Here is a 23039-nt window from a genome sequence, read left to right on the forward strand (position 1 = left end):
CAATCCAACTATGAATTATCATATCCAGGCTTCATCCATTGTAAAGCAAGATGCTACTCTTCATATAAAGCAATCGAATATAGATTTTGGAACCACTTCAAAAACTGCCGAATCCTTGCCAAATCCTGCCGAATTATTCTTGGGTTCTTTTGCTTCCTGCATATTGAAAAATGTAGAACGTTTTTCAACGATGATGAAATTCACCTATTCCAAAGCTGCAATAGAAGTAAATGCTACTCGTCTTGAAAATCCGCCAAGGATGGAAAACATCCTGTATAATTTGACCATTTATAGCAACGATAAAAAACTCAATAAAGAATTACTTAAAAAGAATATTGAAAAGTTTGGTACAATCTATAATACGGTAAAATTGTCTTGCACCATTTCAGGGACCATTAGCACGATTGAAAATGTTTGATTGGTTACAGCATATTGCCGATTGGTTAATCTATTCCGTTTTTGGGATTGCTGCGGAAACTAAATTGGGTACATCCCTGAATTTCTTTGTGTATGATACACTTAAAATCCTCATACTTCTATTTTTTATTGTGTTTTTAATGGGAATTGTAAATGCATATTTCCCTATTGAAAAACTCAAAAATTATTTAAATAAAAAGAAACTTTACGGATTAGAATATTTTTTCTCCGCTGTTTTTGGTGCGGTAACCCCTTTTTGTTCGTGCTCTTCCGTTCCCTTATTTATTGGTTTTGTTCAAGGAGGAATTCCGCTAGGGGTAACTTTTTCTTTTTTAATCACTTCCCCTTTAGTAAATGAAGTTGCTATTGCAATGTTTCTTGGAATGTTTGGTGTAAAAGCTACGCTAATTTATGCTGTTTCAGGTATTTTATTAGGAACTATTGGTGGATGGCTACTTGGCAAACTCAATTTGGAACCTTTACTTTCCGATTGGGTAAAAAAGATTCTAGATAATAAAATGAAACAAGCAGAATATGAAGAAGAAAAACAAACTTTCAGCCAACGCTTACCAGAAATCACTCGTGGTGCTTGGGACATTGTAAGAGGTGTTCTTCTTTATGTGATTATAGGTATTGCCATTGGCGCAGCTATGCATGGCTATGTTCCAGAAAACTTTTTTAATCAATATCTTGGTGGTGGCGAATGGTGGACTGTTCCGCTTGCAGTAATTCTTGCTGTACCTATGTATGCTAATGCCGCGGGAATTGTTCCTGTTATTGAAGTATTTGTTGCAAAAGGAGTCCCGCTAGGTACTGCCATTGCCTTTATGATGGCAACCGTAGGCTTATCCATTCCCGAAGCTACCTTGCTAAAAAAAGTAATGTCATTACGATTAATCGCTATCTTTTTTGGAGTCATTACAATCGCTATTATCTTTTCAGGATTTCTATTTAATATGATTTTATAAAACGAAAAAAAAAGGTAGACATTAGTCGGACTGAAGAAAATCATTGCTAAGAAAACAAGATAGCAAGACGCGTAAACGGAATACTAAAAGAAGAATTTTATCTCGATCAAACCTTTGAAAATAAAGCACACGCAAAGAGAGCTGCAAAAAGTGCTATTATTTTATACAATGAAGGAAGATTACATTTATCTTTAGACTATAAAACATCAAATATGGTATATCTGCCCGTTCGGCAGGTGGGCAAATTATCAGCGTAAAATCAATTATAACCTGTAACCGTATTTCAGGACTAGACATAAAAACCCAGTTTCAAACAAAAATCAACAAAGCACAAATTCATAGATGAATCCTTATTATGATAACTACATTACATAAAAAAATAAGTTACCATGTTCGTAGAATAGGCATTGATGTTATCTCTCGATTTTTAGGAAACAACTGGCTATTGCGTGATCGACCTGGAAAATGTATTTTACTATATCATGGTATCGATTATGTAGGACAGACCGATATCAATGGACGTTTCATTTCGGCACAGCTCTTTGAGAAGCAATTAGATTTTTTACAAACACACTATAACCTTGTTTCGTTATCTGATTTGTTATCCAATAAAACCGACCAAAACCGAATGAATATTGCCATTGTGTTTGATGATGGATATAGAAACAATTTACAACTTGCATTACCCATACTAGAAAAAAAGCAAATACACGGAACATTTTTTGTTACAGCAATTAACGACACCCAACAACCAATGCTCTGGGCAGACTATTTAGATCTCGCATCTAACTTAAACACTGGAAATATAGTTGTAGCAGGTGTTACTTATAATAAGAAAAATGGAACTTATCAAAACCCAGATGGTGTAAGCTTAAAAAACATGTGTAAAACACATAATTGGGCTTTTAAAAAGCAGGTCTATTCTGCTTTTCCGATAATAAAAGATTTTATTAACGAAGAAAAATGGGAGATTTATTGGAAAAATTTATCTGATGAAGAAATCATTAAACTCGATAAATCAGATTATGCATCTGTAGAATTACATGGCTATTATCATGAAAATCTTGGGGTTTGCACTCATGAAGAAGCTATTAAATTAATTAGTAAGTCTAAAACATATTTAGAAAATTTACTGGAACGCGAAATTAAAAACATTGCATATCCAGATGGATCATATACTAGAGAACTAGTTCAATATTGTTCCGAAATAGGTTTAAAAAATCAATATGCAGTAGACTATCTATTCCCTGAAGATGTTAACGATTCTAGAATACATTCCAGACTTACCCTTAACCCTTTCACCAATTTATCACATCAAGCTTGGGCTATATTGAATAATAAATATTAAGTAATTGAGCACAGAAATAACCATAATAAAACTTAGTGAAAGTAGATTAGCTGATCTGGCTAAACTGTTTAAATTAGTTTTTAATGTTGAACATTCTATTGAATATCTCAAAAGAAAATACACTCCTTCTAATTCGTTACCCTCATACAGCGGATTCTTTGCATATATTAACTCCGAGCCAATAGCCTTTTGTGGAGGCATCCCTTGTAATATGTCTTTTAATGATTATGCATTTAAAGGAATGCAGTTTTGCGACACTATGACCCTGCATAATTGGTCAGGAAAAGGAGTTTTCCATAAAGTATCTAAAGCATTAGAGCAGTATGCATTAAATCACAATATCGTTTTTCATTATGCTTTTCTAAATGAGCATTCCTATTGGGCTTACAAAAAGAAATTAGATTGGGAAATTATTGGAAATATGAGGCGCTATACCATCAAAGGCAGTAATATTCCATGGTATAAATTTTTTAGCAAAATAAAGTCCATAGAACACTGGCACAATAGTTATGTTCAAAAAAAACTAGCTAACCATTTGTTAATCTCTACATACGAAAACAAGCCTATTACAAAAAACACGTGCTACATCGTTAAAGAGGACAACTTTTTTAACAACCTACCATCAAATCACTATTTCCTTGACATAGATGGCAACTCCATTTGGCTTAAATTAAAAAATGAAGGGCATTTAGGTGCTATAAATTTCACATCAAATACAAATGTTCCTAAATTTTTAAAGACACTAAAGCAAGCGCTGAAAGAATTAGGAATACAAAAACTTTATATTCAACTTTTGGAAGGTACTCCCAACCAAATACTAATGGAAAAGAGTATTCAAAGTTTGGACTCTTGGCATATTGGTGCAAAAAGTTTTGATGACAGAATTTCTACTAAAAATATCCACTTAGTTTATGGAGATATTGATACTTTTATCTAATACAATAACGGATAACAGAGAGAAATGAGAAGCAAAACTCCTTTAAAACACATTCTAACTAGACCGCTAGCTAGAATAACCACATAAAACAAATAACACGTTAAATCTTTGTTGCCTTTAACTCAAAAATCAAAGGATACAATTTATCTTTTGTAACATACATTCCAGATGCTGTTTCTTCTAGACCCGGCAAGACATTATACGGTGACTCATCATGTTCGTTTAGGTATTCAATTTTCAAACCAGCTTCGGTTAGCGCATTAATCACTTCGCTTAATCCATGATTCCAACCATACTCTTTGCTTACCATTTTGGACTCTTGATTCGCATACGTACCCTCGTATTCTTCATAAATAACTTCGTCTTGCATATAGCCATATTTCATAATAGGCTGCTCTTCTAAATAATCAAACATCCAAACAATGGGATGAAATTCTGCCATATAAAAGGTTCCTCCAGTATTTAGCTTTTCGGCAATCATTTTTCCCCAAGGTTTTAAATCTGGCAACCAACCAATAACACCATAACTGGTAAAAACAATATCAAAAGTTTCCTTTACATGTTTTGAAGTATCTAAAACATTACAACAAACAAACTTGGCATTTAGCTTTAATTCATCATTTAATTCTTGCGCTAAAGCAATTCCGCCATCACTTAAATCTACACCAACACAAGTTGCTCCTAGCCTAGACCAACTTAATGTATCTTGTCCAAAATGACATTGCAAATGCAAAAGAGACTTTCCCGAAACATCACCAAGCGCTTCCGTTTCGTATGACGTTAAAGAAGATTTACCATCTTTAAAAGCTTGCATATTATACATATCGCTTTTAGAATGCACTTTTACCTTATCATTCCATGTTGCTTTATTCGCCTTAAAATAATCTTGATTCTTATCCATAATACTAAATTGAATGCCTAAGATAAAACTTCTCAACTAATCTTCTTTATCTTTGTTGAAAATTAGAAAAATGAAAAACACATTCCTTGTACTCTGTGCGCTTATAACTTTAATTTCTTGTAAAAAAGAAGAAAAAAAAGAAGCAATAAAAGAATTATCTGTAGCAGAAAAAATTGCAAATGCACACGGCTTTGAAAACTGGGATAAGGTTTCAGAAATAGCTTTCACTTTTAATGTAGACAAAGACAGTACGCATTTTGAAAGATCTTGGACTTGGAAACCCAAAACAAATGATGTGCGCTTAATTAGCAATCTAGACACTATTTATTACAATAGAAAAAACGTAGATAGTATTTCCATTAAAGCAGATCAAGGCTTTATTAATGATAAATTCTGGTTGCTTGCACCTTTTCAATTGGTTTGGGATAGTGGCACAACGATTACTGAACCGACAAAGGAAAAAGCACCAATTAGTGAAACGCTTTTAAATAAAATCACACTAGTATATGCTAATGAAGGCGGCTATACTCCTGGTGATGCGTATGATTTTTATTATGATGATAATTATATGATTAAAGAATGGATTTATAGAAGAGGGAATGCAGGAGAAGCTTCTATGATTACTTCTTTTGAAAGTCAAAAAGATTTTAATGGTCTTAAGATTGCCTTAGAGCATATTAAAAAAGGAGAAAATTGGAACCTTAACTTTACTAATATCCAAGTAGATACAAATTAGTTTTAAAATAAAACATCTAAAACGAATCTTCTACACGTATATATTATACCCTCCGCAATATTAGTATTGCGTCTATATATAAATTGAAAAAAACGCCTTGTAATACTTTTTACAAGGCGTTTTTTGTACTTCATTTCGAGATTTATTTCTAAACGAATAATTCTTTTTTTAGTGCATATTCGCTTCAATAGCTTGTGCTCCTTTTTTAATTATGGATATATAACTCTCAATATTTTCAAGCTTAAACCTACTCGACGGACCAGAAACACTAATACTAGCGATAACTTCACCTCTATTATTATAAACAGGCATGGCGATACAAATAAGACCTAATTCCAATTCCTCCATATCTAAGGCATATTCTTGCGCTCTTATTTTTTGCAACTCCTTCTGTAAAGTTTCGGGATTTGTAATGGTATTTTCGGTACATGCATCTAAAGAAACTACTTTTAAATATTCTGCTATTTTTTGTTCCGGTAAAAAAGCCAAAAGCACTTTTCCTATTGCAGTACAATATGCTTTTTGATAAGAACCTATTTGCGTGCTTACTTTAAGTCCTTGCGGACTTTCGGTTTTATTCAAATAAAGCACCTGGTTTTTATCCAAAACACCAAAATGCACGGTTTCCTTAATTTCTCTAGCAATATTTTCTAACGGTGTTCTAGAATATTTTCGTAACGTTTTATGTATCGCTACTAAGTTTCCTAATTCAAATAACTTCAGTCCTAAAAGATATTTATCATTATCATTCTTCTGCAATACCCCTAAGGATTCTAATGTGTTCAATAATCTATATGTGGTGCTTTTGTTATAGCCTTTTTTTATTGCTAGTTCGCGAACACCCCATTCTTGCTTATCCATAGTAAAGGCATCCAACAGCGTAAAAGCTTTCACCACAGATAAATTGAGATCTTTAACATCTTCATTCATAAACTTCTAACCGTTTAAGTACTATTATAAAACAGGAACGAATTCCTTTATTATCTTTTAGGAAATTCATTTCATTATTCAAAAATAATGTTTATTTTTGAAACAGTGTTTCATATAATGAAACGTTTTAGATTTTTTTCAAATCCAAAAAGACTTTTTTACTTTAAAAAATGAATAAAACCACTTTAAGTTACGCACAGCAACAAGACCAAAACGATCCGCTTTCTAAGTATAGAGATGCATTTCACATTCCTAAAGACAAGGACGGAAACGATTGGTTATATTTTACAGGAAATTCTTTAGGCTTACAACCAAAAGCTACAAAAGAATATATTAAGCAAGAGCTAGAAGATTGGGCTAATTTTGGAGTAGAAGGTCATTTTGAAGCAAAAAATCCTTGGATGCCATATCATGAGTTCTTAACCGAATCGATGGCAAAAGTGGTAGGTGCAAAACCAATTGAAGTAGTTATCATGAATACCTTAACTACCAACTTGCATTTGCTAATGGTAAGTTTTTACCAACCTACTAAAAAGAAATATAAAATTGTAATCGAAAGTGATGCGTTCCCAAGTGATCGTTATGCAGTACAAACACAATTAGATTTTCATGGTTTTGATGCTAACGAAGGTGTTATAGAATGGAAACCTAGAAAAGGTGAAGAACTTCTTAACATAGAAGATTTAGAAACCATTCTAGAAGAACAAGGAGATGAAATCGCTTTATTACTTATTGGAGGTGTAAATTATTACACCGGACAATATTTAGATATCAAAAAAATAGCAGAATTAGGGCATGCCAAAAACTGTATGGTTGGTATTGACTTAGCACATGGCGCAGGAAACATACAACCCGAATTACATGATTCTGGTGTAGATTTTGCCGCTTGGTGTACGTACAAATATTTAAATTCTGGACCAGGAAGTTTAGGCGGACTATTTGTCCACGAAAAACACGCACATAATAAAGATTTAAAGCGATTTGCTGGTTGGTGGAGTCATAATAAATCGACTAGATTTAATATGCGACAACCATTAGATGTGATTCCTGGTGCCGAAGGTTGGCAACTTAGTAATCCTCCAATTTTATCCATGGCGGCAATTAAAGCGTCTTTAGATATGTTTAATGAAGTAGGAATGGATGCGCTTCGGGAGAAGTCTGAAAAACTAACGGGCTATTTCGAATTTTTAATTAACGATCTGAATAACGATAAGATTAAAATTATAACACCTTCCAATCCTAAAGAACGTGGTTGTCAATTGTCTATTCAAGTAAAAGATGCAGATAAAACTTTACATAAAAAATTAACGGAAGCACATATTATAACCGATTGGCGCGAACCAGATGTAATACGCTGTGCTCCAATTCCATTATACAACACCTTTGAAGATGTGTTTAGAATGGTTAGCATTTTAAAAACCTTATTATGAAACTAGACGTAAAAGTAAAAGACATTATCTATAAAGACATCGGCACTGTTTTTAATGCCATTGTAGACAAAAATGAAATAACAAAATATTTTGTTACGCATGCCGACAACAACATAACGCAAGGAGCTAAAATAGCTTGGGAATGGAAAGATTTTAATGCAAGTTCTGTTGTCCATGTTATAAAAGTGGAAAACAACAAACAGATAATTTTTACTTGGGAAGGAAACAACGCGCAAACAGAAGTAGAAATACTTTTTAAAGCAGTAGAAGAAAATAAAACAGCACTTGTTATCACTGAAAAATCCTTTAACAAAGATGATGAAGGCATAAAAAAAGTGATGCAACAAACACAAGGTTGGACAGATTTCTCCTGTTCTCTAAAAGCCTATTTGTACACAGGAATTAATTTAAGAAACGGTAAAAGGAACGAATAACATTCATGAGCAAAAAGAAGCAAAGAAGATGTTATCAAAATGAAAATTAATTTTAAATAAACTTTAACATTACAAATAATCAAGCCCTACATCAATTCGAAGAATTGAAAGTCAAGGCGAAGAATAGATGAAGAAAAGCTCCGAAACACAGGAGAACGTAGTTCGACGCGGAGTTTTCAAATCGGTTTCAGTTTGCAAAACTGAAAATTCCTTGGCTTGACCTTGATCTTTTGGTTCGTTTTGTATCAAGACAAAATGAACAGAAATAAAAAAAAGGAGATTTCCGCCTTCACGGAAATAAAAAATATGAGTAATAAAAAAGACAACATACTAATCATTGGAGCTGGACTTTGTGGTTCCCTCCTAGCTTTACGTCTAGCACAACGCGGTTACACCGTAAACGTTTACGAAAGCAGACCTGATTTACGCACTACAGATATTTCTGCAGGCCGTTCTATAAACTTAGCCCTTTCCGATCGTGGTTTAAAAGCTATGCGATTAGCAGGAGTTGAAGACAAAGTAAAACCGCTTTGCATTCCCATGTATGGCCGATTAATGCATGATATAGAAGGAAACACCTTTCCCTCAAACTATTCCGGAAGAGATAACGAATATATCAACTCCATTTCTAGAGGCGAACTAAATGGATTGCTTTTAACTGAAGCCGATTTATACGATAACCTTACCATTCATTTCAACAAAAAATGCAACGGAATTGATATCGAAAACAACACGGCTAGTTTATACGATTACGAAACCAAAACCGAATTAGAAGTTACAGGAGATGTTATTTTTGGTACCGATGGCGCAGGATCTTCTCTTAGAAAAAGCTATTATTTAGAGCGTAAATTCCTATTCAGTTATTCACAAAATTATTTAACGCATGGTTATAAAGAGCTAGAGATTCCCGCTTCCGCGGAAGGAAAACACCTTATAAATAAAGATTATTTACACATTTGGCCAAGAGGTGATTATATGTTAATTGCGCTTCCTAATTTAGACGGAAGCTTTACAGTAACCCTATTTTTAAGTTACGAAGAAGGAAAATACAATTTCGAAAATCTAACAACAGAAGAAACCATAAAAGAATTCTTCGCTACGCAATTTCCGGATGCATTAGCATTAATCCCGAATATAGCAGAAGAGTTTGCCAACAACCCAACAGGCGCTTTAGGAACCGTAAAATGTTCGCCGTGGCATTACCAAAATAAAAATGTTTTATTAGGAGATGCCGCACATGCTATTGTTCCGTTTTACGGACAAGGAATGAACGCATCCTTTGAAGATGTTACCGTTTTTGATGCTATTTTAGAACAACACGAAGGCGATTGGGAAACCATTTTTAAAGTATACGAAAAAACGAGAAAAGCAGATACCGACGCTATTGCAGATTTAGCTATCGACAATTATTACGAAATGCGTGATCATGTTGCCAATCCTATTTTTAAAGTAAAACGTGCTATTGAAATGGCTTTAGAGAAAGAATTTCCAAATGACTATTTTTCAAAATACTCGATGGTAACTTTTAAAGAAGATATTCCGTATCACACAGCAATGACCAAAGGAAGAGCGCAAGACAAAGCGATTCTAAACCTAATAGCAAATAAAGAAATTGATACCAACGAAGATTTAAATACTATCTTTAAAAAAGTACAACTAGAAACCGAGGCGATTTTGAAAGATGATAGAATTGCAGGACTGAAATAGTGAGCAGTGAGCAGTCAGCAGTCAGCAGTCAGCAGTCAGCAGTCAGCAGTCAGCAGTCAGCAAAAATGAAAACAACTTGGGACAAACAAGAACAAAAGAAAAATAAAAGTCCCAAATCAATTCGGAAGAATTGAGCGTCAAGACAAAGAATAGATGAAGAAAAGCTCCGAAAACAGGAGTGCAGACTTTTTAGGCTGGACGACACGGAGTTTTCAAATCGGTTTCCGTTTGCAAAACTGAAAATTCCTTGACTTGACTGTGATTTCCTGCCTGCCGGTAGGCAGGTTTGGTTTGGTTTTGTATTGATATTAAAATGTCTACCAGACATTTTAATATCAATAGTGTATCAAGACAAATGCAAAGCATTCATGAATACCTATTTAACAAAATAGAAAACCATGAACTAAAATGAACAGAAAGAAAGAAAGAAAGAAAGAAAGAAAGAAAGAAAGGATAATGACGAGACAATAACTTAGAAAATTCCTTGGCCTGAATATCTTTTTTTGATTTGTTTTGAAACAGCAAAAAAAGGAGAAGTAAAAAAGCACTTCGACTGCGCTCCGTGTGACATTTTACAATAAAAGAAAACCAATAAATACTAGGTCCTGAATCAAGTTCAGGATGACAAAAAATAAAAAGATGAGTGACAATAAAAACGAGATTTCTGCTTCTGCAGGAACAAAGGTAACACCAAGAGGAGCATATCCACATGTAAAGCAAGTTGGCGATTTCATTTTCGTTTCCGGAACCAGTTCACGTAGAGCAGACAACAGCATTGCTGGAGTAGATATTATTGACGAAATGGGAACCAAACGTTTAAACGCTGAAGTACAAACACGTGAGGTTTTAAAAAACATAGATACGAACTTAAAAAAAGTTGGAGCAAGTTTAAAAGACGTGGTAGATGTTACTTCCTTTTTAGTAAACATGAATGACTTTGCAGGTTACAACAAAGCCTACGCAGAGTTTTTTGAAAAAGAAACAGGACCAACCAGAACAACCGTTGCTGTACATCAATTACCACATCCAGATTTAGTGGTTGAGATAAAGGTGATGGCTTATAAAAAAAAGTAAAAAGTTAAAAGGCACAAGTTGCTCACTCTATTCGCAAATCGCTAAACAATGAACATTCAAAACTACATAAACGGAAAATTTATGCTTCCCATTGCTAATGGGTGGATAGACAACTACAATCCTAGTAACGGAGAAGTGTACGGAAAAATACCAAACTCCTCCAAAGAAGATGTAGAAAACGCATATATCGCTGCAAAAGCGGCTTTTCCAAGTTGGTCACAAACCAGTATAGAAGCACGTAGCAGAATATTAATAAAAATTTCAGAGTTACTAGAAGCGAACTTACAGCGTTTTGCAGAAGCAGAAAGTAAAGACAACGGAAAACCGATTAGCTTAGCAAAAGCAGTAGATATACCAAGAGCTGCAAGCAACTTTCGTTTTTTCGGAAATGCGATCACACAGTTTGCAAGTGAAAGTCATGAAAGCATCGGACAAGCCATAAATTACACCTTACGTCAACCTATTGGTGTTGTCGGTTGTATTTCTCCTTGGAACCTTCCACTCTATCTTTTTACATGGAAAATCGCTCCAGCAATTGCTGCAGGAAACTGCGTAGTTGCCAAACCAAGTGAAGTAACTCCAATGACCGCTTATTTATTAGGTGAAATTTGTAACGAAGCAGGTCTCCCAAAAGGTGTTTTAAATATTGTTCACGGACTTGGCGGTTCTACAGGACAAGCCATTATAGAACATGAAGATATCAAAGCGATTAGTTTTACAGGAGGAACAGCAACAGGAGCACATATTGCAAAAGTAGCCGCTCCAATGTTTAAAAAACTATCCTTAGAATTAGGTGGAAAAAACCCAAATATCATTTTTGCAGATTGCGATTATGACGATATGCTGGACACCACAGTTCGTTCGTCTTTTGCGAATCAAGGTCAGATTTGTTTATGCGGAAGCAGAATCTTTGTAGAAGCTTCAATTTATGAAAAATTCAAGAAAGATTTTGTCGAAAAAATAAAGGCTTTAAAAGTCGGTCATCCATCGGAAGCAACCACAAATATTGGAGCATTAGTTTCTAAAGCCCATTTAGAAAAAGTAAAAGAATATATAGAAATAGCCAAAACAGAAAACGGAAAAGTGCTTTGTGGCGGAAAAGAAGTTACGGTAAAAGGCTATGAAAACGGCTACTATTTAGAACCAACCGTTATTGAAGTACCAACCGACGAATGTCGCGTGAATCAAGAAGAAATTTTCGGACCAGTAGTAACTATCATGCCTTTTAATACCGAAGATGAAGTCTTAAAAATGGCTAACAAAGTGAAGTATGGTTTATCGGCTACCCTTTGGACGAACAACTTAAAACGCACCATGAAAATGAGTAACCAATTACAAGCAGGAATAGTTTGGGTGAATACTTGGATGATGCGCGATTTACGAACGCCATTTGGAGGTGTAAAAGCTTCTGGTGTTGGACGTGAAGGTGGTTTTGAAGCCTTACGCTTTTTTACCGAAGCTAAGAATGTTTGTATAAAATACTAGTTCCCACGAAAGTGAGAATCTCATAAATTGAAACGAAATTATTAATAATACGTCATTCTGAGTTTATTTCAGAATCACATTAAATAGATCCTGAATCAAGTTCAGGATGACAGAAATATGGATTTACAACTTAACAACAAATACGCATTAGTTTGCGGAAGCACAGCAGGAATAGGAAAAGCAACAGCAATGGCTTTAGCGGAAGAAGGTGTACAAGTAACCCTTATTGCTAGAAATGAAGACAAATTAAAAGCAACGTTAGCCGAGTTACCTCAGCATAGAAATCACGATTATATTGTGGCTGACTTTTCTAATCCGAAGGAGTTAAAAGAAAAAGTAGCGGCCTATGTAAAAGAAAATCATGGTTTTCATGTATTGGTAAATAATACTGGCGGACCAAAAGGAGGCCCTGTTTTTTCGGCAGACCTAGAAGAATTTGAAAGTGCTTTTACACAACATTTAAAATGTAATCACGTGTTGGCACAAGCTGTTGTTCCGTTTATGAAAAGTGAAGGATATGGTAGAATTATAAATGTCATTTCTACTTCGGTGAAACAACCTTTAGACGGACTTGGTGTGAGCAATACCATTCGTGGTGCTGTTGCCAATTGGAGTAAAACCTTAGCGAATGAGCTTGGTCAGTTTGGTATTACCGTAAACAATGTGTTACCGGGAGCAACAGGAACGGATCGTTTGGCAGAGATTATTAAAAACAAATCGGCTAAAACTGGCAACACAGAAGAAGAATCTGCTAATGCTATGAAAAGTGCTGTACCAGCAAAACGTTTTGCAAAACCTGAAGAATTAGCAGATGCGATTACCTTTTTAGCGAGTGCACGTGCTGCTTATATTAACGGAATTAATCTTCCGGTAGATGGAGGAAGAACGAAGTCTTTATAATTCTTTATTTCGTTTTTTATTCCTAATTTTATTGCATTGATGAATCTGCGTTAAGGATAGAGGCATTGTTGGAGCTCCTTGCAAAGAGCGACTGCCGAAAGCCTGACACTACGAAGCTATTGCGAAGTAGTGTAACGCCCAAAATACAAAACCATGAGTAAATTATTTCCGCCTATAAATTTTAAAGCTTGGATTGAAGAAAACAGACATCTTTTAAAGCCACCAGTTGGTAATAAAGTGGTGTGGAAAGATGGTGATTTTATTGTTATGGTTGTTGGTGGACCAAACAGTAGAAAGGATTATCATTATAACGAAACACCAGAATTTTTCCATCAAATTGAAGGAGATATGGTCTTAAAAGTAATTGATAAAGGCACACCAAAAGATATTCATATTAAGGAAGGTGAAATCTTTTTGTTACCTCCAAAAGTCCCGCATTCTCCGCAACGTGGCGCAAATACGGTTGGATTAGTCATTGAATATCCTAGAGATAAAGGAGTTCAAGATGCATTGCTTTGGTTTTGCGAAAACTGCACTACCAAATTATATGAGGAAGATTTTACAGTCGAAAATATTGAAACCGATATGCCTAAAATATTTGACAAATATTATGGTGATGAAGAAAAGCGTAGCTGCCCGAATTGTAGCGCAGTAATGCAACCACCAAAAAAAGTAACATTAGATTAAACAAAAACAAACCAGTCATTGCAAGCCTTTTGGCGTGGCAATCTGTTTAATAAGACAGAAGACATTAATAAGATTCCTGCCTCCGCAGGAAAGACAAAATGGAAAAACGTAAACTTAGAATTAACGGTCACTCACACTTATTGCCATATCCTGAAGAAATCCCTCAGTTTATGCAAGACAAAGAGATTTTTTGGGTAGATAAAGACCGAAAATTTATGCTTCAAAAAGATTGGAACCGACCAATTACAGATTCTAGTTTCTTTTTAGATGAAAAGCTAGCTTGGATGGAGCGTTTTAAAATTGACCATGCGGTTGTTTTAAACTTATCGCAATTATATGGAAATGGTTTGCGTGTAGAAGAAATGAAGCAAGCGCTAAAATTTCAGAATGATTTTAATGCCAAAGTACAGCGTGAAAATCCAAGTAAATTTACCTGTGGTTTTGTGGTTCATCCTGGTTTTGTTCGTGGTGCTTGTTGGGAAATTGAACGTTGTGTAGAAGAGTTAGGTTTACGCTTATTATGTTTACCTACGCATTACATGGATACTATTGGTACTTGGCGTTGTATTTTTGATGAAGAAAACGAGCCTATTTTTGAATTGGCAAACAAGTATAATTTAGCGGTAGAAATTCATCCTTATGATGGAGAAAAATTTATAAAATTAGAAAATACTTCTTGGCGTTTTCACTTAATTTGGATGCTTGCACAATGTGCAGATGCCTATCACTTTCTAACTTTAAATGGGTACCAAGATAAATATCCGAATATGCGAACTTGTTTTGCGCATGGCGGACAATTAGCACAAATAAACTTAGGACGACGTATTCAAGGTTTTGATGGAAGACCCGATTTATTTGAAGGTAAAAGTCACCCAAGAAAAGCGGTTGGACATAAAAACATCTTTTTTGACACCTTAGTTCATGATACTGGAGGATTAGATTTATTATTAAAAAACCAAGGATCTAAACAGGTTATCATGGGATTAGATGATCCATATCCGCTAGGAGAAATGGAAAGTGAAAAACAAAGTTCGTATCCAGGTAAAATTTTAGATTTAGCCATAGAAAGAAACATTATTACAGAAACCGAACGTGATGATATTTGGGAAAACAATGTGATACAATGGTTGTGTGGTGATGACCAAGACGCTAAAGACAAACTAGTAAAACGTATTTTAGGATAATGTATTTTTTACCAGAAAAACTAGACGAATACGTTGTTGCTCATTCGCAAGAAGAACCGGAATTATTGCAAGCGCTAACCCGCGAAACGTATCAAAAAATACTGCAACCTATTATGCTTAGTGGTCCGTATCAAGGACGCGTATTAAGTATGCTTTCTAAACTAATTCGTCCGAAATCTATTTTAGAGCTTGGTACTTTTACGGGTTATGCGACTTTATGTTTAGCGGAAGGCTTACAACAAAAAGGAGAGATCGATACCATTGATGTTAATGAAGAGTTGCTAGACTTTCAACGAAAATATTTTGATAAGTCTGGTTATGGTTCGCAAATACAGCAGCATTTAGGAAGCGCTATTGATATACTTCCTACTTTAGATAAAACCTATGATTTGGTTTTTATTGATGCCGACAAACCGAATTATAGCAACTATTTTCATTTAGTGATTGATAAGTTAAACCCAGGAGGAATAATACTTTCAGATAATGTTTTATGGCATGGTAAAGTGGTAGAACCTCTTAATGATAAAGATATTTCTACTAAGGCTGTTTTAGACTTTAACACGCTTCTTAGAAATGACGATAGAATTGAAACGGTGTTGTTGCCAATTCGTGATGGATTGACTATTAGTAGAAGGAAATAAGATTTGATAGCGGTGTTTAATTTATAATATGTTGTAACACATTCACAGTATGACTAAAACGGAATTAATTTCTTTGGCTAACAAGCTAATTTTATATAATTTCATGAATTAAAAATTGACATTAGTCAGAATTTTATAAACGAAATTGAAATCTAAAAATAATTTAAGAGGACATCTTTTCTTGCCAGCAATTCTTCTTGCAATTGTGATTATTGTTATAAATCAAAAGTTTATTGATAAAAAATTTGATTCTTCAAAAGAAGTAACAATCGGAAAAGTAACAGACGTTTATTATCGCTATAAACAAGGAGGAAATATCAAGTTTAAATTTTTGGTTGATGGAAAATGGATTAATGGACTAGACCCTAAAAACCCAGCATTTCCAAAATATGTAAGAGAAGAAGAACCAATAATAGGCAAGTATTATAAGGTTGAATATAATCCAAAAGACATTTCTGATTCTAAAATAATTATCGTCCAAAAAAAATTCACTCATAGTGAACTTAAGTCATTTGGAATAGAATAAAAAAGTGTTACAACAAAGTAGATAATCCATTGCTAGTTCTAGCCTATTTACGAATATTCCTGCGGAATATTCTATTCGGTTTTTATTTACTAAATTAATTACTTATACACGCAACGTATCATATACAAGACCGTTAGAAACCAGTTAACCAAAACCATATGAAATTTAGAATTTTTATACTGATGATAGTCTGTTTTAATTGCAAAAATAAAACGGAAATTACGGAAGAAAAATCAATGCAAATAAATATTTCCTCGCTTACCAAATCAGAAAGAATGGAGATTGTTTCTGAAGGAAAATCAAGTCCGAACGGTATTTTAAAAGACATCAACGAATCTACAATCGATGTAAAATATTTTAGAGGAAAACTATTAATTATTGATTTTTGGGCTACTTGGTGTGCACCTTGCATAAAAGAAGCACCGATTTTTAAAGAAATAGCCGAAAGTTATAAAAATTCCAATGCGGAATTTATTTCAATTTCAGTAGACCAAGACTATTTGGATTGGCAAAACTATATTTTAGAAAAAAGTTGGAAAGGAAAAAATTATTGGTTTGGTATGCAAGTGGACCAACCATTTTTCTCTTTATTATATTCAAAACACAAAATGGGTGATGCTAATGAAATGGTATTAATGGGACTTCCAAAATATGTAATCATTTCGCCAAATGGAGAAATTTTAAGTAATTCGGATTTAAGACCAAGTAATCCAGAATTTGAGCTAGCAATAAAAAGACATTTAAAATAAAAACGTCTTACAACACAGTAGATAAAAAAAACCGAAGCAAATCTGCTTCGGTTTTTTTTGTTTTTAAAAGGAATTATAATCCTTCAGAATAGCTTAATACTCTAAAATTTCAAATTCACTACGTCTATTTAATTGATGTTCTTCATCAGTACAGTTTAGCATCGGACAAGGCACAATTGGAGACAACTCTCCAAACCCTTGAAATTTCATTCGTCTGGCATTTATAAAGCCTTCTAATGCGATATAATTCCTGGTTGCTTCGGCACGTCTTTCGGATAAAATCTGATTGTAACGAACCGTTCCTCTACTATCGGTATGCGCACTAATTTTTAAATGAATATCTGGATAGCGTTCTAATTTTGCAGCAAGTGCATCTAAAACTAGTTTAGAATCTGCACGAATACTCCACCTATCAAAATCGAAATAAATAGGTTCTAATTGAAAAAATAACTTTCCGTCTTTTTCTATAACTGGAGGGCCTTCAACATCGGTAAGTAATTCAAAACGCTTAGGATCTTCTTCTTTTAAGTTTTTATCGATTCCTTTTTCCGCAATTAAAACCTCCACAGGATCTAATGGCTTTGGCGGTTCTGGTGGTAAAACCGGAGGTAATTTGGTTAAATACAAAACATGTTTCTGGTCTTGCTCCTCTAATACCTTCACGTTAATTACGCCGTTTTCATAAGCATCGTTTGCTGCTTTAAGCACATAATTACCTGCTAATAGGTTTTTATTAAAACTCGCTATACTATCTAAAGTATTCGTGTATATTTCATTTCCTTTTTTGTCTAATAAGGTCACCATAGCATTAGGAATGAATTCCTTGGTTTCTTTATCTCTAATTTCAAACAGGTTGATATATTCTCTAATAAAAATTTCTCCTATTTGGTTGAAACTATAAATATTATCGTCTAATCTATTTCTATTCGAAGCGAAAAAACCTTCCGTTTCATTGTAATAGTTTAGGTTAAAATCATCGTATTGGGAATTAATTGGAGCTCCTAAATTTATAGGTTTGCTGAATGTACCATCTACCAATTCGGAAACAAAATTATCTAATAATCCTAGTCCGAAATGTCCATTAGAAGCAAAAAACAAATTACCATCGTCTGAAATAAAAGGAAAATGCTCTCTGTTTTCAGTATTTATGGTTTCGCCTAAATTCACAGGTTCACCAAAAGTACCATCTACATTTACGGTTACATAGTATACATCGAAGCTTCCGAAACCACCTTCTTGATTGGAAGAAAAATACAGCTTTTTACCATCTGGACTTAAAGCTGGATGTTGGTATGAAAATGCAGGTTTATTAAAATCTAGTTCTTCTAATGCAGACCATTCTCCATTTGTACGCGTTGCAACATATAAATGAATGTTATTGTTCACATTGTCATCAAACTCCTTTTTACCATCATCAAAATTACTTCTGGAAACATATATAGTAGCACCATCTTTACTAAAACAAAAATTCCCTTCGTGTAATTTAGAATTAATGTGCTCTGGTAACAATCTCACCTCACCTAGCATTTCATTTTTATCGGATACGGAAACCGCATAGATATCTAAAAACGGTTGGTGTGTCCATTTATATTTTTTTGGTAGCAGTTGCTTATTATCTCTATCGGAAGTAAAATACACCTCATCCTTTAACTTTACAGCACCAAAATCGGATGCAGGGGAATTAAAAGAAGCTAACTTTATGGTATAGTCGGCATTCATTAATTTGAAAGCCTCAATAGTTTCAATTGCTTCGGCTTTATTAAGGGAAGCAGATAGATTTTCTTTATATAATTTGAAATAATCTAGACCTGTTTCATAATCCCCTAAAACAGATAAAACTTGGTATAACTTAAAGTTAAATTCGTTGTCATAAGATTTATCTTTTTCTCCGAACTTTCCGTTTACCAGTTGTTTTAAATACCGGGAAGCGTTGCGATATTGAAAAGTATTATAATAAGCAACCGAAATATTTTCTAAGGCCTTTTTATGATACTCTTTTGCTAATTCTTCTTCATAATACTTAGCAGCATTGGTATAATCTCCTTTTTCAAAAAAGCGATCTGCTCTTGTTTTTTGTTGCGAGAATGACGTTTGTGCTACAAGTAGCAAAGTCATTAGTATAACTATTTTCTTCAGCATATTAATAGAATCTAGGAGATGAATATTTTTTACTTAAACCGAGCACATCAAACCTATAGGATAATAGGAACTCGTGACTGCCATTATTATACGTTTTTAATGCACTCGTATTAAAATCATATGCATAACCGATTCTTAAATCCTGTAATACTTCAATTCCCGCCATTGCAGTAATAGCATCTTGGTATCTATAAGAAACCCCTAATTCGAATTTTTCTTTAAATAATGCATTTGCAGAAATATCAAAGGATAAAGGCGCACCCGCAGTTTGCTTAATAACAGTGGAAGGCTTTAGTTTTAAATCGTCATTAATATCAAACACATAACCAGCAATTAAAAAGAGGTGCATTTTGTTTTGATATTGCACTTCCTCATTGGCATCTATTTCATTAGGAAGTAAATTTGGTGCAGACAACCCAACATAGTATTTTTCTTGAAAAAGGAATACTCCTGCACCTATGTTAAGCACTGTCTTCTTCGTATTGGCAAACAAAGGATCACCACTTACATTACTTTCGTTAAAACTAGTACTTAAATGATCAAAACCAGCTTTCATACCAAAGGATAAATCTAAGGTTTCATTAATTTTCATTTTATAAGCAGCATCCACATTAAACACATTTTCTGTTTGTTTAATACTTTGTCCAATCTCATCATTTAGATAGTTGATGCTTATTTCTATTCTATCGCTTAACGGAATATTAGCAAATACATTTCCTGTTTTTGGCGCACCATCGATACCAACCCATTGTGTACGATACAAAGCACCAACTTCAACTAGGCCCGGTTCGTTAATCATATACGCAGGATTTATAATATTCATGTTGTACATGTACTGCGTATAATGCGGTTCTTGTTGCGCGTAAAGAGATGCACTACATAACAACATTATGATATATATTTTTAATTTCATGCTATATAAATTATCTACTTAAATAAACGTTTCCTTGAAAAGGCTCGGTATTACCATCTTTAGGGTTAAACACATAGAAATAAATACCCGATGGTAAAGCATCGCCTAAGGTTAGTGACACATTAGATGTTCCGTCAAAAAGAGGTGTATTTTTATTTCCTTTAAAAACTATTGTTCCGTATCGGTTAAATATTTCAATTTCATAATCTGGAAATACTTCCGGTAGATTACATAAATCTAGTACTTCATTTTCATTATCATCATTATCTGAAATTCCGTCATTGATAATACAATCGTCACAAGAAGGATCATTAAGTGTTAATAAGGAAACTGTAATTGGAGTTCTTCTAGATTCACATCCATTAGCATCTACTACAGAGACATGGTAATCTTCTCCATTTATTAATAATTCGTCTTCCGACAAAATTATTGTAGAGGTTGCGGTATCATACCAATTAAAATCAAAACCAGAACTATCTATTTCTAGGTCTGTGATTTTAGCTGCATCAATAAGGCAGAATACTTGATTTTGAGCAGAAGGTGCATCCACATCAATAATACTTAACATGATGTTTGCTGTAGCGACAGTACATACGGGACTTCCTTGAATTTGATATTCAAAATTATAAGAACCAACATTAAAATTAGACACATCTACTATACTACCGTTTAGCGCATTTGTATTATCTGTATCTATAAACGTTCCGCCTAAATCTGCCAAAGGATCTAATAAATCTAAAAGATCTATCTGTAAATCAGATCGACACAAAGTGGCTTGCATAGCACTTCCTGCGTTCGCATTCTGGGTAATATTAACGGTAACTATTGCTTGATTCCCGGGACAAATAACGTCAGCACCATTTCCATTATCAGGAACGGTATAGATATAATCTCCTACCTCAAAAGTAGCAGGATCAAAATTCACATTGTTTGTTGTTGCTGAAAATCCGTTTGGTCCAGACCAAGTTCCGTTGGTGTTTGGGTTTCCTGTTAATGTATCAAATAAATTAAACGCTGTACTATCGTTACATATATCTAAAGTTGCACCAATTCCGGATTGATACTCTTCATAAATTAGAAAAGATAAATCTGCGGTATCCTCACAATTATTTTCGGTGGTAGTATTGTATACCAAATTAAAAGTTTGTTGTCCGTTAATTTCTGGAACTGTAAATGGATTAGCAATAGGATTTCCTGAATCTGCATCTAGCCAGGTTCCTAAATCACCTACATAAATAGGATCATCAATACCATTAGTAGTTAATAAGCTTATTAAATCTATAGGACTAGTAATGCTAGACTCGCAAAACTCTAAAACCCCTGTATCTTCTCCTGCATAATTTTTTGGATGAATAATTATGGTTACTTGTGCTGTTTCTGACTGACAAGGATGTGCTGTATCCATTGATGAAGCACAACCATCTGGTGTTACATAAATTGTTTCTGGTGTTCCAACTGGACAATTATAGTCTGATGAAACCGAATATTCAAAGGTGTATGTTCCTGCATCTGCATTGGTTAAATCGGACAAACAAATAGTTCCCGAAGAAGTATTCACAGCATACGCACCACAAGGGCTATCTATGTTATCATTTAAACCTAAATGTGAAGGTCCGGAAACTAAAGACCAAGTAACACCTACATCATTAGGGTAATCATACAACACGCCGTTTTCGGTTGTAAAACCTAGCAAACTATATAGATTAAAAGTGTTTATACTTTCGTCACCAACACAAAATTCTGGCGTTGGTTCTACTTGTGAAAAAGGTCTTATATACTCGAAAAAAGTAAAACTTACCGTACTTGTTTTATCGGTACAAACGGGCGAACGACTTTCCACAAAATAGGAGAAATCATAAGTTTCACATCCAAATCGTTGATTGCTTTGGTATAGATCATTGTATAGGACACTTAGATCTATAATAGAATCTCCCGGACCAGAAAGCTGTCCTGTAGGATCCTCTCCGTTTAACCATATACCTTCAATGTCTTCATTTACTAAATAGGCATCATCTCGTAAATCTATAACCCCATAATTACCAGCAATCAATTCTGTTTCACAAATATTAAAAATATTTGCTGCTCCGGAAAACACTTCTCGAATAACAGAAATTTTAACTCGTGTTTCTGCCAAAGGACTCGTACACGGACTAATACCTGGAACGGTATATACTAGCTCAAAAGTTTCTTCATCTACCAAAGGAACTCCTGGTTGGTAAGGTACATCTGCTAGAAAAGTACTCCCTTCTATTCCTAGAAAATTAGGACTAGAACCTTCATAAGACCAAACTCCATTTGTATGTGCGCTTGGTATAGATAAGAGTGCTTGATTTAAATCGAACATGGTTGTTGACCCGCATGGATCTATTCCTTCATCACAAATTTCGACATTAACATCGTTGCTTCCTACTGTAGGAACTGCAAAACCAGAAAAAGGCCCTAAAACCACATTTATGGTTAATGCAATGTCATCTGTACCGCAGGTTGCGTTTGTAAGTTGAAACTGATAATCTGTATTTGTTTCTGAAGCACTATCTAAATCCCACAAATAAAGGTCTCCTGTACTATTATCTAACGCAAAATTAAATCCAGGGTCAAACCAAGTACCTGGCTGAATTGTATTTCCTGTTAAATTTGTGTATTCTTCATACAGATTTATAATGCCATCTAAAGTGCCATCATTATTACCATCTATTTGTGTCATTTCACAAATAATTATGGTTTCTTCTAAATTACATTGCGCTTGAATTTTAGCAAAAGAAGATACGAGTATAGCAAACGCTATATATTTAAAAATATTCAATTTGGTTTCGTTTAATTTTGCGCAAGATAATTAATACAAATCAAGAACAAGGTTATTAATTTTCATCTAATCAACAGTAACTTATTGATTTTTAAAGTTACATAAATACGCATTAAAATAGCAGGAACAA

At 34.1% G+C, this 23039-nt stretch carries 22 protein-coding genes; 17 read left to right on the forward strand and 5 right to left on the reverse strand.

The window, feature by feature from the left end; genetic code table 11:
• Window positions 1-10 precede the first annotated feature (10 nt).
• From AMD28_RS04425 to AMD28_RS04440, 5 genes are all read left to right on the forward strand, one after another.
• Entirely contained in the window at window positions 11-418 is a 408-nt protein-coding gene (locus tag AMD28_RS04425) for an OsmC family protein (protein ID WP_055442952.1), read from the forward strand.
• Window positions 411-1385, forward strand: coding sequence for a permease (locus AMD28_RS04430; protein WP_055442953.1), 975 nt, complete (start codon window positions 411-413; stop codon window positions 1383-1385). Before AMD28_RS04425 ends, AMD28_RS04430 begins: the two co-directional genes overlap by 8 nt.
• Window positions 1386-1444: 59 nt before the next feature.
• A complete protein-coding gene (locus AMD28_RS19150) occupies window positions 1445-1642 on the forward strand; it encodes an integrase core domain-containing protein (RefSeq protein ID WP_152975545.1) in 198 nt (65 codons plus the stop codon).
• A gap of 98 nt (window positions 1643-1740) precedes the next feature.
• The gene (locus tag AMD28_RS04435) at window positions 1741-2733 is read left to right on the forward strand and encodes a polysaccharide deacetylase family protein (protein WP_055442954.1); all 993 of its coding nucleotides are present in this window, start codon (window positions 1741-1743) and stop codon (window positions 2731-2733) included.
• A gap of 4 nt (window positions 2734-2737) precedes the next feature.
• Complete coding sequence (locus AMD28_RS04440; RefSeq protein WP_083478235.1) at window positions 2738-3670, forward strand: GNAT family protein; 933 nt, start codon at window positions 2738-2740, stop codon at window positions 3668-3670.
• Window positions 3671-3770: 100 nt separating this feature from the next.
• Here the strand turns inward: AMD28_RS04440 and AMD28_RS04445 are convergent, their stop codons facing one another.
• On the reverse strand, window positions 3771-4571 hold the full coding sequence (locus AMD28_RS04445) for a class I SAM-dependent methyltransferase (protein WP_055442998.1): 801 nt from the start codon (window positions 4569-4571) through the stop codon (window positions 3771-3773).
• 70 nt (window positions 4572-4641) lie between these two features.
• On the opposite strand from AMD28_RS04445, the gene AMD28_RS04450 reads away from it, so the two are divergent.
• Entirely contained in the window at window positions 4642-5307 is a 666-nt protein-coding gene (locus tag AMD28_RS04450) for a hypothetical protein (RefSeq protein ID WP_055442956.1), read from the forward strand.
• A 168-nt stretch (window positions 5308-5475) separates the two neighbouring features.
• On the opposite strand, the gene AMD28_RS04455 is transcribed toward AMD28_RS04450, so the two are convergent.
• Window positions 5476-6237, reverse strand: a complete 762-nt coding sequence (locus AMD28_RS04455) for an IclR family transcriptional regulator (protein ID WP_055442957.1) — start codon at window positions 6235-6237, stop codon at window positions 5476-5478.
• A 170-nt stretch (window positions 6238-6407) separates the two neighbouring features.
• Between AMD28_RS04455 and kynU the strand changes: the two genes are divergently transcribed.
• The 11 genes from kynU to AMD28_RS04510 all read left to right on the forward strand — a co-directional run bounded on the left by kynU (window position 6408) and on the right by AMD28_RS04510 (window position 17054).
• A complete protein-coding gene (gene kynU / locus AMD28_RS04460) occupies window positions 6408-7667 on the forward strand; it encodes a kynureninase (RefSeq protein WP_055442958.1) in 1260 nt (419 codons plus the stop codon).
• Window positions 7664-8101 (forward strand): SRPBCC domain-containing protein, encoded by a 438-nt coding sequence (locus AMD28_RS04465; RefSeq protein ID WP_055442959.1) that lies wholly within the window; start codon window positions 7664-7666, stop codon window positions 8099-8101. The genes kynU and AMD28_RS04465 overlap by 4 nt, the downstream gene beginning before the upstream one ends.
• Window positions 8102-8407: 306 nt before the next feature.
• Window positions 8408-9808, forward strand: coding sequence for an FAD-dependent oxidoreductase (locus AMD28_RS04470; RefSeq protein ID WP_055442999.1), 1401 nt, complete (start codon window positions 8408-8410; stop codon window positions 9806-9808).
• Between the two features lie 639 nt (window positions 9809-10447).
• Window positions 10448-10882 carry a RidA family protein gene (locus AMD28_RS04475; protein WP_055443000.1) on the forward strand — a complete coding sequence of 145 codons (435 nt, stop codon included), beginning with the start codon at window positions 10448-10450 and terminating at the stop codon, window positions 10880-10882.
• A 48-nt stretch (window positions 10883-10930) separates the two neighbouring features.
• Window positions 10931-12367, forward strand: a complete 1437-nt coding sequence (locus AMD28_RS04480; protein ID WP_055442960.1) for an aldehyde dehydrogenase — start codon at window positions 10931-10933, stop codon at window positions 12365-12367.
• A 117-nt stretch (window positions 12368-12484) separates the two neighbouring features.
• Complete coding sequence (locus AMD28_RS04485) at window positions 12485-13267, forward strand: SDR family oxidoreductase (RefSeq protein ID WP_055442961.1); 783 nt, start codon at window positions 12485-12487, stop codon at window positions 13265-13267.
• A gap of 153 nt (window positions 13268-13420) precedes the next feature.
• Complete coding sequence (locus AMD28_RS04490) at window positions 13421-13954, forward strand: 3-hydroxyanthranilate 3,4-dioxygenase (protein WP_055442962.1); 534 nt, start codon at window positions 13421-13423, stop codon at window positions 13952-13954.
• A gap of 98 nt (window positions 13955-14052) precedes the next feature.
• Window positions 14053-15138 carry an amidohydrolase family protein gene (locus AMD28_RS04495; RefSeq protein ID WP_055442963.1) on the forward strand — a complete coding sequence of 362 codons (1086 nt, stop codon included), beginning with the start codon at window positions 14053-14055 and terminating at the stop codon, window positions 15136-15138.
• Window positions 15138-15779 carry an O-methyltransferase gene (locus tag AMD28_RS04500; protein WP_055442964.1) on the forward strand — a complete coding sequence of 214 codons (642 nt, stop codon included), beginning with the start codon at window positions 15138-15140 and terminating at the stop codon, window positions 15777-15779. Before AMD28_RS04495 ends, AMD28_RS04500 begins: the two co-directional genes overlap by 1 nt.
• A gap of 145 nt (window positions 15780-15924) precedes the next feature.
• Complete coding sequence (locus tag AMD28_RS04505; protein ID WP_055442965.1) at window positions 15925-16305, forward strand: hypothetical protein; 381 nt, start codon at window positions 15925-15927, stop codon at window positions 16303-16305.
• A 236-nt stretch (window positions 16306-16541) separates the two neighbouring features.
• Entirely contained in the window at window positions 16542-17054 is a 513-nt protein-coding gene (locus AMD28_RS04510) for a TlpA family protein disulfide reductase (RefSeq protein ID WP_161804617.1), read from the forward strand.
• 93 nt (window positions 17055-17147) lie between these two features.
• On the opposite strand, the gene AMD28_RS04515 is transcribed toward AMD28_RS04510, so the two are convergent.
• The 3 genes from AMD28_RS04515 to AMD28_RS04525 are packed head-to-tail and all read right to left on the reverse strand — an operon-like array spanning window position 17148 to window position 22909.
• On the reverse strand, window positions 17148-19193 hold the full coding sequence (locus AMD28_RS04515) for an OmpA family protein (protein WP_055442967.1): 2046 nt from the start codon (window positions 19191-19193) through the stop codon (window positions 17148-17150).
• A 1-nt stretch (window position 19194) separates the two neighbouring features.
• Window positions 19195-20106 (reverse strand): PorP/SprF family type IX secretion system membrane protein, encoded by a 912-nt coding sequence (locus tag AMD28_RS04520; RefSeq protein ID WP_055442968.1) that lies wholly within the window; start codon window positions 20104-20106, stop codon window positions 19195-19197.
• 10 nt (window positions 20107-20116) lie between these two features.
• Window positions 20117-22909: a gliding motility-associated C-terminal domain-containing protein gene (locus tag AMD28_RS04525; RefSeq protein ID WP_055442969.1), complete on the reverse strand. Its 2793-nt coding sequence runs from the start codon at window positions 22907-22909 to the stop codon at window positions 20117-20119.
• Between the last annotated feature and the right edge of the window lie 130 nt (window positions 22910-23039).

Source organism: Lacinutrix himadriensis, from assembly GCF_001418105.1.
Classification (GTDB): domain Bacteria; phylum Bacteroidota; class Bacteroidia; order Flavobacteriales; family Flavobacteriaceae; genus Oceanihabitans; species Oceanihabitans himadriense.